General features: G+C 65.9%; 14 protein-coding genes and 2 pseudogenes. 13 read left to right on the top strand and 3 right to left on the bottom strand.

Going from position 1 to position 12,761, the window contains the following annotated elements; genetic code table 11:
* Window positions 1-60: 60 nt before the first annotated feature.
* Window positions 61-2,313: a PAS domain-containing protein gene (locus ACERLL_RS07425; protein WP_373655435.1), complete on the bottom strand. Its 2,253-nt coding sequence runs from the start codon at window positions 2,311-2,313 to the stop codon at window positions 61-63.
* 485 nt (window positions 2,314-2,798) lie between these two features.
* Between ACERLL_RS07425 and ACERLL_RS07420 the strand changes: the two genes are divergently transcribed.
* From ACERLL_RS07420 to ACERLL_RS07410, 3 genes and pseudogenes are all read left to right on the top strand, one after another.
* Window positions 2,799-3,215 (top strand): hypothetical protein, encoded by a 417-nt coding sequence (locus ACERLL_RS07420; protein ID WP_373655434.1) that lies wholly within the window; start codon window positions 2,799-2,801, stop codon window positions 3,213-3,215.
* A gap of 89 nt (window positions 3,216-3,304) precedes the next feature.
* Window positions 3,305-3,466 (top strand): annotated as a pseudogene (locus ACERLL_RS07415) (hypothetical protein); the annotation flags it as partial.
* Window positions 3,467-3,591: 125 nt separating this feature from the next.
* Window positions 3,592-3,873, top strand: a pseudogene (locus tag ACERLL_RS07410) (molybdopterin cofactor-binding domain-containing protein); the annotation flags it as partial.
* 524 nt (window positions 3,874-4,397) lie between these two features.
* Here ACERLL_RS07410 and ACERLL_RS07405 read toward each other — a convergent pair.
* Together ACERLL_RS07405 and ACERLL_RS07400 are read right to left on the bottom strand one after the other, a co-directional pair.
* The gene (locus ACERLL_RS07405) at window positions 4,398-4,676 is read right to left on the bottom strand and encodes a transcriptional regulator (RefSeq protein WP_373655433.1); all 279 of its coding nucleotides are present in this window, start codon (window positions 4,674-4,676) and stop codon (window positions 4,398-4,400) included.
* Window positions 4,677-4,712: 36 nt separating this feature from the next.
* Window positions 4,713-5,042: a TraR/DksA family transcriptional regulator gene (locus tag ACERLL_RS07400; RefSeq protein ID WP_373655432.1), complete on the bottom strand. Its 330-nt coding sequence runs from the start codon at window positions 5,040-5,042 to the stop codon at window positions 4,713-4,715.
* 181 nt (window positions 5,043-5,223) lie between these two features.
* Between ACERLL_RS07400 and ACERLL_RS07395 the strand changes: the two genes are divergently transcribed.
* The 10 genes from ACERLL_RS07395 to ACERLL_RS07350 all read left to right on the top strand — a co-directional run bounded on the left by ACERLL_RS07395 (window position 5,224) and on the right by ACERLL_RS07350 (window position 12,511).
* Entirely contained in the window at window positions 5,224-5,733 is a 510-nt protein-coding gene (locus ACERLL_RS07395; RefSeq protein ID WP_373655431.1) for a DsrE family protein, read from the top strand.
* A gap of 117 nt (window positions 5,734-5,850) precedes the next feature.
* Window positions 5,851-6,423 (top strand): flavodoxin domain-containing protein, encoded by a 573-nt coding sequence (locus tag ACERLL_RS07390; protein ID WP_373655430.1) that lies wholly within the window; start codon window positions 5,851-5,853, stop codon window positions 6,421-6,423.
* A gap of 48 nt (window positions 6,424-6,471) precedes the next feature.
* Window positions 6,472-6,972 (top strand): MOSC domain-containing protein, encoded by a 501-nt coding sequence (locus ACERLL_RS07385; protein ID WP_373655429.1) that lies wholly within the window; start codon window positions 6,472-6,474, stop codon window positions 6,970-6,972.
* Window positions 6,973-7,224: 252 nt separating this feature from the next.
* Window positions 7,225-7,416: a hypothetical protein gene (locus ACERLL_RS07380; RefSeq protein ID WP_373655428.1), complete on the top strand. Its 192-nt coding sequence runs from the start codon at window positions 7,225-7,227 to the stop codon at window positions 7,414-7,416.
* A gap of 342 nt (window positions 7,417-7,758) precedes the next feature.
* Window positions 7,759-8,328 (top strand): outer membrane beta-barrel protein, encoded by a 570-nt coding sequence (locus ACERLL_RS07375; protein ID WP_373655427.1) that lies wholly within the window; start codon window positions 7,759-7,761, stop codon window positions 8,326-8,328.
* A 116-nt stretch (window positions 8,329-8,444) separates the two neighbouring features.
* Window positions 8,445-8,783 carry a potassium channel family protein gene (locus ACERLL_RS07370; protein WP_373655426.1) on the top strand — a complete coding sequence of 113 codons (339 nt, stop codon included), beginning with the start codon at window positions 8,445-8,447 and terminating at the stop codon, window positions 8,781-8,783.
* Window positions 8,784-8,907: 124 nt separating this feature from the next.
* Window positions 8,908-9,372 carry a pyridoxamine 5'-phosphate oxidase family protein gene (locus ACERLL_RS07365; RefSeq protein ID WP_373655425.1) on the top strand — a complete coding sequence of 155 codons (465 nt, stop codon included), beginning with the start codon at window positions 8,908-8,910 and terminating at the stop codon, window positions 9,370-9,372.
* 162 nt (window positions 9,373-9,534) lie between these two features.
* Window positions 9,535-11,127 carry a phospholipase D family protein gene (locus ACERLL_RS07360; protein WP_373655424.1) on the top strand — a complete coding sequence of 531 codons (1,593 nt, stop codon included), beginning with the start codon at window positions 9,535-9,537 and terminating at the stop codon, window positions 11,125-11,127.
* A 181-nt stretch (window positions 11,128-11,308) separates the two neighbouring features.
* Window positions 11,309-11,701: a hypothetical protein gene (locus tag ACERLL_RS07355; RefSeq protein ID WP_373655423.1), complete on the top strand. Its 393-nt coding sequence runs from the start codon at window positions 11,309-11,311 to the stop codon at window positions 11,699-11,701.
* Between the two features lie 189 nt (window positions 11,702-11,890).
* Window positions 11,891-12,511, top strand: coding sequence for a porin family protein (locus ACERLL_RS07350; protein WP_373655422.1), 621 nt, complete (start codon window positions 11,891-11,893; stop codon window positions 12,509-12,511).
* The last annotated feature ends 250 nt before the right edge of the window (window positions 12,512-12,761 follow it).

Below are 12,761 nucleotides of genomic sequence, written 5' to 3'. Positions count from 1 at the left end.
AGTCCACGAAAAGTTCCCTTTTAACCACTTATAAAGCAATTAGAAAAACCGGCATAGACCTCAGTACACGTCCTGCATTGTCTCGCCGTCGGGGAGGATCATCTGCAGGGTCGCCCCTTCCCCGTGGGGGTTATTCCAGGCCTCGAGGCGGCCATGGTGGGCTTCCAGGATCGAATAGGTTATCCAGAGGCCCAGGCCCAGCCCCTCCGCCTTGGTGGAGAAAAAGGGTGTAAGGGCCTGGACATCCAGATCCGCCGGAAGCCCCCCACCGGAATCGATGATCGAGATCACCATGTGCCCGTCGCCTTGGCGGGTGCGGATGGTGACGGGCCCAGGGTCCGAAGGGCGGTGCTCGCGGCTCGCTTCCATGGCATTCCGGACCAGGTTCAGCAGGGCCTCCTGAAGCTGCACGTAATCCGCCACCACCCGGGCCGGGCCCGTATCCAGGTCGAGCCGGATGGGTACGGGATGCGCTTCCGGGAGGCTGGAGCGGACGAAGGGCAGGAGCTCGCGGATCAGGCTGTTGATGTCCAGGGCTTCGAAGGCGGGCCCCTCTCCCTTCAGGAACTTGCGGACATGGGCGAGGATGTCCCCGGCCTTTTGCGCTTCCCCCGCGATTCGGGTCATCAGGTCCTCGAAGCGCGTGGATTCCGGGCATTCCCGGGGAAGCAGCCGGATGCCCGCCGTCGCGTAGTTGCTGAGCGCCGCCAGCGGCTGGTTGAGCTGGTGGCTCAGGAGGGAGACCAGTCCGCCCATGGAGATCAGCCGGCTGATGCTGTTCAACTGCTCCGCGTAGCGGCGCTCCCGCAGCTCCGCCGTTTTCTGGGCGGTGATGTTCACGCCGATGGTGGAGTACCGCTCCACCGTCCCGGCGGCGTTGTAGTGGGCCAGAATGGTCTGGAGGATGGGTGTCTCGCGGCCCTGCGTATCGAGCAGGGCGGTTTCCCCCGCCCATTTGCCTTCCCGGGCGGCGGTAGGAACGCCTTCCTCCAATATTATCCGCTCGGCCCACTCGGGGTGGAACTCGGGAACCCTGGAGTGTCCCGGATGCAAGGGACCGAAGAGCTCCGTGGCGTATTGGTTGTGATAGAGGATGCGGAGGTTGCTGTCGGCCATGCCCACCAGCCCGGGGAAGGCCTCCAGGATGTCCTCGAGCTGCTTGAGGAATTCCGCCTTGGCCTTCACCTCGGAGATGTCCGTGACGAAGGCGAAGGAATGGACCGGATTCCCCGCCTCATCGAAGGAGGTGGAGGCATTGGCGATGACCGGAATCCGCCGCCCTTTGCGGTCCACGAAGCGCAGCTCGTAGCGACGGTTGCCGGTGTGCTTGCGCCGCTCCGATTCCCGCCAGAGAAGGGGATGATCCTCCGGATCGATCCAGTCCTCCGGCCGGGTGCCCAGCAGCTCCTCCCGGCTGCGGTCGAGCATGCGGCAGAAGGTGTCGTTGACCTCCACCGTCTCCAGCGTCGCGAAATCGCCCATCCAGAAGCCTTCGGTGGAGGTGGCCAGGATCTTGCGGAGCCGACGCTCGCTTTCCCGGAGCTGCTCCTCGGCCCGGTGCCGTTCGGTGATGTCGCGGGCGATGCCGAACAAGCCCTGGATCTCGCCCCGGGCGTCCCGGTAGGGAAGCTTGAGGACGTCGTAGAGCGACCAGGAACCGTCCGGGTTGGGGATCCATTCCTCCGTGTGCCGGGGACGGTCGGTGGTAAAGGCCTCGTAATCGCCCACCTTGCAGCCCTCGGCGATCTCCGCGGGTGCGAGCTCGGCGGTGGTCCTGCCGATGACCTCCCCGCGGGTCCTGCCGATCCGCTGCAGGAATTCCTCGTTGCAGAAGCGGAAGACGCCGTTCCGGTCCCGCTGGAAGATCAGGTCGGGCATATGCTCGATCAGGGATTCGTGGAAGGCGTGGGCATCCTGTAGCTGCTCCTCGGCGGAAACATCCTGAAGCTGGATATGGATGCGTGCCCCGCTCTCCAGACGCAGAGGCGTCCCCTGGAGCTCCAGGAGGGCGGACCCGCCGCCATTCCCGGTTCCGGGACGCACCCGCAGGGAGGCCGCCTCCCCGGTGATTACCGTCCGGAGGAAGGAATCCAGGGCCTCGGCGCTATCCGGGAGGATAGCGGCCAGCGGGCATCCCATGGGCGCATCGTGGAATCGCCCGAGCAGACGGCGTGCCGGGAGGTTGCTTTCCAGGATGACGCCGCTTTCGGGGTCGAGGAGGAGCTGCGGAGCCGGACTATTCCGGAAGAGCTGACCCAGGGGCGTGCTTTCCCAGGGGAGGGCGGAGGCGCCCGGTCCGGAGTCGCTTGGCATTGGCGGCTTCCCAGGGCATGGCGTATGGAGCTCTGGCAGGAGCGGATCGGGAGGAGTGCTTTCGGCGAATCGGCGTACCCTTTCCCCATTCCCGCAGTGGGCGGGGAGCCGGGCAAGGGCCGGAACCGAATCCCGGCAAGTGCCGGGACAGCGAGCCGGCTCCGGAGCCCGTCCCGCCGACCGCGTTCCCAAGCTCTTTAACAGATTTCGACCGTGACGGGCAAGGGAATATCCGGATACGGGGAAACCGCTCTTGCCAGCCCCGGCTCCTGCGGTGTCGCCATTCTCGTTGCAAGGATTCACGCCGGTTTTCAAAGCGCTGTAAAGGTTCCGGACAGCCCGGTGTCGCCGGGCGGCGCCAGGAAGCGGGGCCCCCGTCCGGCGAAACCGGAGCTTATTCATGGAATTCAGTCGCTTGTGCGCTTGGCCCGGCTTTTGCTGCCCCTTTCTTGAATGGAAACCCCGAAGTCGGGAGGAAAGGGACCATGCGCACGTTTTTCGCCTTTCTGGTCAGCCCCCTGGCGGGGATAACCGTCTTTTTCATGGTCTGGCTGCTGGCGGGCATGGCCGTGGAATGGGCCGATACCGGGGAGGCGACCCTGGCGCCGGACAAGCCGTTACCGGCCTGGGCCCTGGCGGCCTATCCGGTGGTGCTGCTGTTGAGCATTCCCCTGTTCCTGGAGATCCGGGCCGCCGTGGGCTGGACCACGGGCAGCCTGTTCTTCGCCGCCGCCGCGGCCTATCCCTCGGTACTGTTGCTGCTGGGCTACGCGGGAGTGGAATTCCATTCCCTCATGCGTGGCTGGCCGGACTGGCTCGGGGTGCTGGTGGCGGCCCTGGTGCATGCCGAGCTCTTCCAGGGCATCGTTCATTCCCAGCAAAAGAACTATTTCTATCGGTAAAGGTCGGGGAAGGGCGCTCCGCCAAACGGAGTCCCGGGGCGGGATGCATCCCGCCCCGCCCGCTGACGAAGGGCCGCCGCGGTGCCAAGGTGGAAAGAGGACGGGCTTTCCACGGAGGCGCCGCCAGGGTCGAGCTTACCGTCAACGGCGTGGCCCGCCGCTGTGAGGCCGCGCCGGAGCGGCCCCTGCTCTGGGTCCTCCGTCATGATCTCGGATTGAAGGGGACCAAATACGGCTGCGGAGTGCGGGTGTGCGGTGCCTGCCTGGTCCATCTGAACGGCGAGGCGGTCCATGCCTGCACCACCAGCCTGGACCAGGTACCTGGCGCACATGCCCCTGGAGCCCATGAACTGCACGGCCCGCGCGGACGCGGCGCATTGCGAGGTCTGGGTGGGCACCCAGGCGCAGACCCGCGCGCCGGGCCGCGGCGGAGGCCGCTGGACTCCCCCTGGAGCGTGTGCGGGTGCATACCACCTTCCTGGGCGGAGGGTTCGGTCGGCGCCTGGAAACGGATTTCGTCAGCGAGGCGGTGGCCGTGGCGCGGCGGCTGGACGGCCCGGTGCAGGTACTCTGGACCCCCACGGACGACACCCGGCACGGCTTCTACCGTCCCGGCCACGCCGCCCGGCTATGCGGCGTCCTGGACGGCGCGGGCCGGCTGTCGGCCTGGTGGATGCGGATCGCCGGTCCCACTTTGGCGCTGGGCGGCGTTTCCGTCCCCTACGCGCTTCCCCATTACCGCGAGGAGCGCGTGGAGTCGGATCCGGGGATTCCGGGGGGGCATGGCGCTCCGTGGAGGCTTCCAACAACGCCTTCCCCGTGGAATGCTTCCTGGACGAGCTGGCCGAGGCGGCGGGACGGGATCCGCTGGCCTTCCGCCTCGACCACCTGGCCGACGCCCCGCGTCACCGCGCGGTCCTGGAAGAGGCGGCCCGGGGGCCGGCTGGGGCGCGGCGCCCGAGGGACGGCATCAGGGCCTGGCCGTCTACCGGGCCTTCGGCAGCATCGTGGCCCAGGTGGTGGAGCTGGCGGTGGATGCCGCGGACCGGGTTACGGTTTACCGGGTGACCGTGGCCATCGACTGCGGCCGCGCCGTCCAGCCGGACGGCATCCGCGCGCAGATGGAGGGAGGGCGTGGCCTTCGCCCTCTCCGCCGCTTGCGCCGGCAGCGGCCAATGCGGTTCACGCGGCCACTATCCACACGCGGGGCTCGTGGATCCAGGTGCCCCGGCACTCGGGGCATTTCCCGGGCTTGGTGAGCTTGTCGGCGGAGAAGGTGAAGCCGCACTTTCGGCAGACGGCCGGAATTACCTCCAGGCGGTACGGCTCGTTGCGGAGGCTCTGGCGCAGGTGCGTCAGCTCGTCCGCCACGTCCTTGCCGCGCATCCCCAGGGCCTGGGCCAGCTCGCCCACGCCCATGGGATTATCCCGCAGCATCAGGATCAGGTCCTTGCGGTACATGCCGGTGCCCTTGCTCCGTGGGAGCGGACTGAAAGCTCAATCCTCGGCGCGCGCGCATTCGATGCAGAAAGTGACCGAGGGGTCCGCTTCCAGACGCCCGACGCCTATGGGCTCCTCACAGCGCAGGCAGTAGCCGTACTCGCCCGATTCGATTCGCTGCAGGGCGCCGCGGATGCGCTGCTTCTCCAGCTGGGCGCGGCGGTTGCTCGCCTGGGCCATGGCCTGCTGCTGGAGGGCGTCCATGCGCGTGAGCCGACCGGTACGGGCCTGGTCCAGGTCCACCGTCCCCGAGGCCTCCGTGCGTGCGTCGTGGCCGGAGTCCAGCTCGGCCAATCGCGCCTGCAGGCGCTTCGCCAAAGCGTCCATGTCGATATCCGTTCGCATACCCCAAGCATACCGCGCCGCCCACCGTCCGCCCATGGCTTCGGAGCTGCCGTCGATCCAGCTCCCGCTGGCTCGACATCCCGGACCCGGCGTCCTTCCCTCCGGTCCGGAATTCCGGTATGAATGCACCGAATGAACATTCGGTCGGACAAAGGAGGAATGCATGCGGACTATCCTGCGGGCGGGCGGACTGGCGGTTCTGTTGTTGCTGGCGTGCTGGCCGGTCCAGGCTCCGGCGGAGGCGGCCTACGACGATTCGGCCGCGCTGAAGGGCGTGACGGAAGGCAAGGGCGTCTTTCTGGTGGACATCGGCGACCCCCGGAAGCTGGGGCTGTATCTGAACCTGATCCCGGGGACCTACCGAAACCTGGCCGATCAGGGCGCCGAGCCGGACTTCGTGCTCACCTTCATCGGACCGTCCGTGAAGTTCCTGACCAAGGACAGCGACAGCCTGCGGGCCCTCGAGCATGAAGCGGCGCTGAAGCGGGTCCGGCAGGGGATCGACAAGCTGCGCGCCCTGGACAACGTGCGTCTGGAAGTGTGCAACGTCGCCCTGGAGGTTACGGGAACCGATGCCGACAAGCTGCTTCCGGGCCTGGAGATCGTGCGTGACGGATTCGTGTCCATGATCGGCTACCAGGAGCAAGGCTACCACCTGGTCCCCGTCTACTGAGGTTCCTGCTCCCGTTTCCGGATCCCTCCCGATTCCCGGTCCCGCGGGACTCTGCTATTCCTGGCCCGAAGGCCCGGGGCAGTTTGACCGGGCCGGCTTCCGGCGAGGGGGAACGGGATGCGGATGCTGATCGTTTACGGAACCGGCGAAGGCCAGACCCGCAAGATCGCCGAAGTCCTTGCCCGGCAGTGCCGGGAGGTTGGGCACGACGCGGACCTGTACCAGGGGGATGCCCTGCCGCGCGGCCTGGCCCTGACCCCCTACGCGGGGGTGCTGGTGGGCGCCTCCGTGCACATGGCCCGCCATCAGCCCTACATCCGACGCTTCATACAGAGGTATCTGGAGGAGCTGCGGGCCCGGCCGTGCGCCTTCTTCTCCGTGAGCGCTGCAGCGGCCAGCCCCGATCCGGAGTCCCAGGCCCAGGTCCGGGAGCTGGTGACGGCCTTCCTTGCCGAGGAGGGCTGGCAGCCCGGACAATGGGCGGCCTTCGCCGGGGCCGTTCCCTATACCCGCTACGGGCGCCTGAAGCGCTGGATGATGCGCCAGATCCTCCGGCGCGCCGGCGGCCCCACCGATACCAGCCGGGACTGGGAATTCACCGACTGGGAGGCGGTGCGCCTTTTCGGGGAGCAATTCCTGCAGGCGGTGTCCCGGCAGCGTGCCGGGCGGATGGACGTGGCTTCCGGCTGATTCCCCGGCTATACAGCCCCTTGCGCCCGAGAGGGAAGCTTACCCGCCATGGAAGAACCGACCGGCATAACGCTGGAGCACCTGCGTAGCACCTTTCCCCGCGGGGGCGAGCTGGTCTGGATCGGTATCCGGCCCGGCCGGCGCACGGCCATGGAGGCCCCGGAGGCCGTCACCGCCGTTGCCGGGAGCGGCCTGGAAGGCGACCGCTATGCCGCCTCGGGGAAGCGCCAGGTCACCCTCATCCAGGCGGAGCACCTACCGGTGATCGCCGCGCTGGCGGGATGGGAGAGCCCGCTGGACCCCGCGCTTCTGCGGCGCAATCTGGTGGTGGGGGGCATCAACCTGCTGGCCCTGAAGGATTGCAGGTTCCGCATCGGCGAGGCGGTGCTGGAGGGCACGGGCCTTTGCCATCCCTGCTCGCGGATGGAGGAGGTGCTGGGGCCGGGGGGCTACAATGCCGTCCGCGGCCACGGCGGCCTTACCGCCCGGGTACTGGAAGGCGGCGGGATGCGGGTCGCCGACCCGGTGGCGCCCCTCCAATCCGGATAGCCTCGCTCCCTCCCGGGGCTATCTCCCCGGCTGCCGCGATGCCTCCGCTCCTAGGCATGCTCCCCTACATCCGGAACTCCTGGCCGGGCGCAATTTCTCATTCAAGAAAGGCCTTGAAAGTACTGTTCTCCCGAATGCCTGTTCATGCGGGGAACGGACCCGGAGCGGAGCGTCCGCCCCCGGGAAACGGCGGGCGGGACCAACCATGCACCGGGATGCCCGGTCCGCCTCCAACCGACAGGGGAATCAACCATGAGAGCACGTAACCGCATGCCGCGCTTCGCCTATCTCGGATCGATCGGGGTGGCCCTGGTATCCGCCATCGCGGTGCCTTTCTGGATGTCCCGGCGGTCCCGGCGCGGGGAGAGGGGCTACCTGCTCCGCCGCAAGGGCCATTATTTCAACCGCAAGGGCCACCTTCGCCGCGGGCATCTGTTTCACTGAGCCCTAGGGCCCGAGGGGGCCGTGGGCCCTCCGTGGCCGATTTCCTGCCCGGCGGACCGGGGAGGTGCGTGCCCCGGGCTCCGGGCGGGGTCGAGGCGCGCTACCGCCACGCCCTGATCCCTTCGCCTTTCCCGATTTCCCCGCCCATTGCCCTCCTGAACCCTTGCCGGTGCGGCCGTGCCCGGATCGTCCGCGTCCCCAAACCGAGCCCGGCCAAGTTGCGGCCAGCTTTCCGTTGCCGGCCCGTCCGGACGAGGTTTATGCAGACGGGAGGGGGCCGTCTGCACCGGGTATGCGTGGTAGGCAGCCTCCGGCCATGGAAGCCAGACAGAGGAGGCAGCAATGCCGGTTCGGAAGATGCTTCTGATAACGGGGGCCGCCGTCCTGGTGGGCTGGCCGCTGGCGGGACAGGCCGGCGGACAGAGCGGGCTCTATGTCGGTGCGGGCGTGGGAAACGCGCGGCTGGAGGCCAGCGCCGACCTGCCCGGTGGCGGTGAGGCCACCGTGAGCGGTAACGACTCCGCCTACAAGCTGATCCTGGGGTACAACTTCGGCTGGCTGCCCTTCCTGGATCTCGGTCTGGAGGGCTCCTATGTGGATTTCGGCAAGGCCTCGGAAAGGGTGGGCGGCGACAAGGTTACCTACGAGCAGACCGCCTTCGACGGCTTCGGGGTCGCCGGAGTTAGCTTCGGCCCCCTCGGGGTCTTCGCCAAGACCGGGTTCATCACCTGGAACAGCGAGATCGACGGGCCCGGGTTCTCCCGCAGCGATTCCAGCACGGATCCGGCCTACGGCATCGGCGCCCGCATCCAGGTCCTGTCCATAACCGGGCGCCTCGAGTATGAGCTGTTCGACCTGGGCGGGAACAAGGAATTGGAGATGACCTCGCTCAGCGCGCTCTACACCTTCTAGATCGGTATTGGCGTATTCAGGAAAGTTGGCCTTTCTTGCCGGATCTAAAAGGTAACGGTTGCCAAGCGGGTAATCGGCCTCAGCTCGCTCTGGCTTAGCGGCCGAGAGGAGAGGGGATGAGGTTCACGGTCGAGTTTCTGTGGAATCTGGGCGGCATGCTAGGCGAGGGATTGCCGCTCTTGCTCGGCCTGATGATGATTATCTCCCTTCTTTCGGCTGCCGCCGGCTATCGGGAAGGCTGGTCATTCGGGAACAGCCTGTATTTCGGTTTCATTACCGCCCTGACTATCGGTTATGGGGACATGCGGCCGGTATCGGGCCTCGGCAGGGCGCTGGCGGTTTTTATCGGCCTGTTCGGGCTGATTACCACCGGGCTCGTCATCGCCGTCGCCGTGGAGGCTGCCAGCCTTACCTTCCAGCAGCTCCAAGGGACCACGGATTACTCCAAAAGGTGAGGAAGGGCCCTAATGGCCGCCCAGGGGGGAACGGGATATACAGTCCAATTTTCTGGACTCCTGTTTCCCCCAGCTCCGTTGGAGCCAAGGTGGCTGTTTCGGGCAAAACCCTGGAGCTCGGGCAATGAACGAAGAAACCGAGCGCTTCATCCTCGACCTGCTGGCCGATCACAACATCCTGACCCTGGCCACGGTACGTCCCGACGGTTATCCCCAGGCCATTACCGTGGGCTACGTGAATGACGGCCTGACCCTGTATGTGGGTGTGGGTGCGGACAGCCAGAAGGCGGCGAACATCGCCAAGGATTCGAGGGCTTCCCTGACCGTGGACCGCGACTACGCGGACTGGAACAAGATCAAGGGACTTTCCATGGGGGGCCGGGCGGAGCTGGTGGACGATGAGGCGGAAATCCAGAGAGCCCTGGACCTGATGCTGAAGAAATTCCCCCAGATAACCGAGCTCCTGGGGTCGGACGAAAGTCTGGCCGAGATGGACGAGATGGCCCTGATCCGCATCACACCGGAGGTGATCTCGGTGCTGAACTATGAGCTCGGCTTCGGCCATACGGAAATGGTGTGGCTGGACTAGGCGGGAGGGTGGCCACGGACCGGGACTGGGTTGGGCTACCCGGCGCTCCGAGGAGGCCCCGTAAATGAACCCTTGCCGACATTGCAAGGAAGAGCGGGAATGAGGCGACAGACCCGCCAGGGCCCTGGAAGTAGGACGCCGGGACCGGGGATAGTGCCTTTATTGTTTCTCCTTTTGGCCCTGGCCGGCTGCGCGACCCTGCCCACGGATTTTGAGCGTACCCCCTCCCAGGCCGTCGAGCCTACGGGGGACACGAAGCTCGGGCAATTGTTTGCTCCCCGGGTGGCCGCCCACGGGGGCGACCTTTCCGGGATCCATTCCCTGCGATATGGCACCGATGCCCTGGCGGCGCGTATCGGGCTGGCCAACGCCGCCCAACGCACTCTCGACGCCCAGTACTACATCTGGAGCGGGGACCTCACTGGCAGATCGGTGCTGGCCGCGCTGATGCGGGCCGCCGACCGCGGTGTCCGGGTGCGCCTGCTGCTCGATGACCTGTCGGAATATGGCTATGACCGGGCGCTCAAGACCTTCGCGCTCCACCCCAATGTCCAGGTGCGGATGTTCAATCCCTTCGCCGAGCGGGGCTTCCTCGGCATCCAATTCCTCACCCAGTTCAGCCGCCTGAACCGGCGCATGCACAACAAGGCCTTCGTGGCGGATAACCAAGCCGCAATCGTCGGCGGGCGCAACATCGCCGATGAATACTTCGAAGCCAAGCCCGAGCACGACTACCGGGATTTCGACGTCCTTACCGTGGGGCCGGTGGTGCGGGAGGTATCCCGATCTTTCGATGCCTACTGGAACAGCAAGTTCGCCATCCCGGTAGCGGTCCTGGAGGGAGAGGGGGAGCCGCCTACCCGGGCCGACCTGAGGGAGCTTCGCGAGCGGCTCGCCGCCCATGTCCGGAAGGCCCGCCGATCCGAATATGCCGAGGCCGTTCAGGGTGGCGAATTCGTTGAAGAGGCCAAAAGCGGCGAGCTGTCGATGCTGTGGGCGGAGGCTTACGTGGTCTCCGACGCCCCGAGCAAGTTTGGCACCGATCCGGAGGACCCGTCGGGCCACCTCGGACCGCAGCTACGGTCCATTGTGGAGGGGCTGGACCAAGAGCTCTTCATTATTTCCCCGTATTTCGTTCCCGGGGAATCCGGCGTGGAGCTGTTCAGGAAATTGGAGCAGCAAGGCGTCGACGTACGCATCCTCACCAACTCCCTGGCCTCCATCGACTCTCCGTCCTTCGCCGGCTATGTCCGCTACCGGGTGCCGCTGCTGCGCGCCGGCGTGGAGCTCTACGAGCTAAAGCCCTCCGCCCGGCTCCCGGAGGAAAGGAAGCGGGGCGGCCCACTAGGGTCCAAGGGCCCTTCCGGCGGCAGTCTGCATGCCAAGGTATTCATATTCGACCGGAAAGAAACCTTTGTCGGGTCCATGAACCTGGATCCCCGCTCCCTGCGGCTGAACAGCGAGCTGGGGGTCATTGTCGAGAGCCGGGAGTTTGCGGGGGAGGTGTTAAGCACGGTGGAGAACCAGCTCGCCACCGGGGCTTACCGGCTCGACCTCGAATATGCCCCGATAATGCACCAGCCGCCGCCACGCCCAACCATGGCGTGGGATGACGTCGACCGCCCGAAGCTGGTCTGGGAAACGGTTAGCGAACAGGGGAAGAAGAAGCGATTCGAGACCGACCCGGAAACGAGCTGGTGGCGCCGGTTCCTTAACGGAGTCCTGTCCATTTTTGTGCCGGAGGGTCAGCTCTGAGCCCGGGCGGAACCACGGAAGCACAGGGACGGACAAACAGGGGGCGGGCATGGCCGAGGAAATCCGAATCGCCCACCACACGCCGAGGCGAACCCGCATGAGGGTTGCGGAAAACCTACGCGGTGGCCGGGAAACGTGGCGGATAGCGCAGACGCTCCGGAGTGCATCGAAGGCGCACGGGGTGGAGATCAGATCCAGAACGGGTAGCCTCATCGTGCATCACGAGCCCGGGGCCCTGACCGACATCAAAGCGGTGCTGGAGGACTTGGGCATTCTCCTGGCCGGTACCACTGATGTGGGAACGGAATTGGAGCGGGGCGCCGGCCCCGGTAGCGTGCTAATCAACGCCGTGAATGACTTGAACCGCCGCCTAAGACTGTCTTCGCGCGGCTTGCTCGATCTCCGGATCCTGGTCCCCGCGGGCTTCGCGGGACTCGCCGTGCGCCAAGCGCTGCGTCACGGTCTCCAGATCGAGGCCGCCCCCTGGTATCTCCTGGCCTACCTCGCCTTTGACAGCTTCGTAAAGCTGCACCCGCCACAAGGAGCCGGTTCCGGGACCATTCCGGACCGCTAGCGGTGCCTCAGGCCGCTTAGACGCCCCCATGGGGTCGGGGTCGCGTGCAAGTAGCCCGCCCTGGTGCTCTGGACCCCATGGGAGTGGCCTGTACAGCGTAGCCAAACCTCCCAATCCCATGGGCCCGGCCCGAAGCCCTATTTTGGTATGAAGGATTCTTCACGTTCGAAGATATTTGGGGATACCAAAATGGGCTACCAAAAGCGCCTCATCGCGACCGCCACGGGTGTCCTGCTGGCGGCTGGAACCGCAACGGCTCAGGCTGCCGAGGATGTAGGCCCCGGTTGGCGGGGTGTCTACTTCGGTGCCGGTGTCGGCCAGTACAGCTACAAGCAGGAAGGAGAAGTGGGCGGCATCGATTATTCCCTGGATGAGTCGGATACCGCCTACAAGGCCTTTCTCGGTTATCGTTTCACGCCCTATGTCAGCATCGAGGCGGCCTACGCGGATCTCGGCAATCCCGCGGGCAATCTGACCGAGGACCTGGGCGGTAATCGCCTCAAGGCCGATACCGAGGCCTGGTATGGGTATTTGGTGGGGTATCTGCCCATTGCGAATGCCTTCGACTTCTTCGGCAAGGTGGGCGTGGCCGACTGGAGCGTCAACGCCAAGCTTCAAGGGGACGGCTTCGAGAGCGAAATCGACAACACCCCCGACGGCACGGACTTCGCCTGGGGCCTGGGCGCGGAGGTGAACCTGCCACTCAATTTCTCAGTCCGGGCGGAGTACGAGCGGATCGAGATGGGCGAAGGGCCGCTGAAGAACCTGGACAATGAGCTGATCAGCGCATCCGTGCTCTGGCAATTCTGAGCCTTTGTTCTGACCCCCTTCCAGCCCGATTGGCGCAGCGGCCATCGGGCTGGAAGCTTTCCCAAGTAAAGCTTGGTGTCTCCCTGTCCTGTTTGCATTGCTGCCAAATGCTTTCCCCTCCCCCGTGACCCCCGGGCGCAAACCGCACAAACCGCATCAGTCCTCTTGAATTTGGGACCGGTAGGGTTGTCACCACCTTGCTGTGGAAGCCTAACTGTGCCTATAGATAATTGATAGTCACTGTCATTTA

This window comes from Thiohalorhabdus sp. Cl-TMA (genome assembly GCF_041821045.1).
GTDB lineage: Bacteria > Pseudomonadota > Gammaproteobacteria > Thiohalorhabdales > Thiohalorhabdaceae > Thiohalorhabdus > Thiohalorhabdus methylotropha.
Note: the sequence above shows the minus strand (reverse complement) of the source record. Positions and strands in the feature narration are given on the sequence as shown.

What these genes read in the sequence shown, in the direction of transcription:
- ACERLL_RS07405 (WP_373655433.1), bottom strand. Translation starts at nt 4,676, where the DNA reads ATGTACCGCAAGGACCTGATCCTGATGCTGCGGGATAATCCCATGGGC.
- ACERLL_RS07380 (WP_373655428.1), top strand. Translation starts at nt 7,225, where the DNA reads ATGAGAGCACGTAACCGCATGCCGCGCTTCGCCTATCTCGGATCGATC.
- ACERLL_RS07395 (WP_373655431.1), top strand. Translation starts at nt 5,224, where the DNA reads ATGCGGACTATCCTGCGGGCGGGCGGACTGGCGGTTCTGTTGTTGCTG.
- ACERLL_RS07370 (WP_373655426.1), top strand. Translation starts at nt 8,445, where the DNA reads ATGAGGTTCACGGTCGAGTTTCTGTGGAATCTGGGCGGCATGCTAGGC.
- ACERLL_RS07420 (WP_373655434.1), top strand. Translation starts at nt 2,799, where the DNA reads ATGCGCACGTTTTTCGCCTTTCTGGTCAGCCCCCTGGCGGGGATAACC.
- ACERLL_RS07385 (WP_373655429.1), top strand. Translation starts at nt 6,472, where the DNA reads ATGGAAGAACCGACCGGCATAACGCTGGAGCACCTGCGTAGCACCTTT.
- ACERLL_RS07390 (WP_373655430.1), top strand. Translation starts at nt 5,851, where the DNA reads ATGCGGATGCTGATCGTTTACGGAACCGGCGAAGGCCAGACCCGCAAG.
- ACERLL_RS07350 (WP_373655422.1), top strand. Translation starts at nt 11,891, where the DNA reads ATGGGCTACCAAAAGCGCCTCATCGCGACCGCCACGGGTGTCCTGCTG.
- ACERLL_RS07425 (WP_373655435.1), bottom strand. Translation starts at nt 2,313, where the DNA reads ATGCCAAGCGACTCCGGACCGGGCGCCTCCGCCCTCCCCTGGGAAAGC.
- ACERLL_RS07365 (WP_373655425.1), top strand. Translation starts at nt 8,908, where the DNA reads ATGAACGAAGAAACCGAGCGCTTCATCCTCGACCTGCTGGCCGATCAC.
- ACERLL_RS07400 (WP_373655432.1), bottom strand. Translation starts at nt 5,042, where the DNA reads ATGGACGCTTTGGCGAAGCGCCTGCAGGCGCGATTGGCCGAGCTGGAC.
- ACERLL_RS07375 (WP_373655427.1), top strand. Translation starts at nt 7,759, where the DNA reads ATGCCGGTTCGGAAGATGCTTCTGATAACGGGGGCCGCCGTCCTGGTG.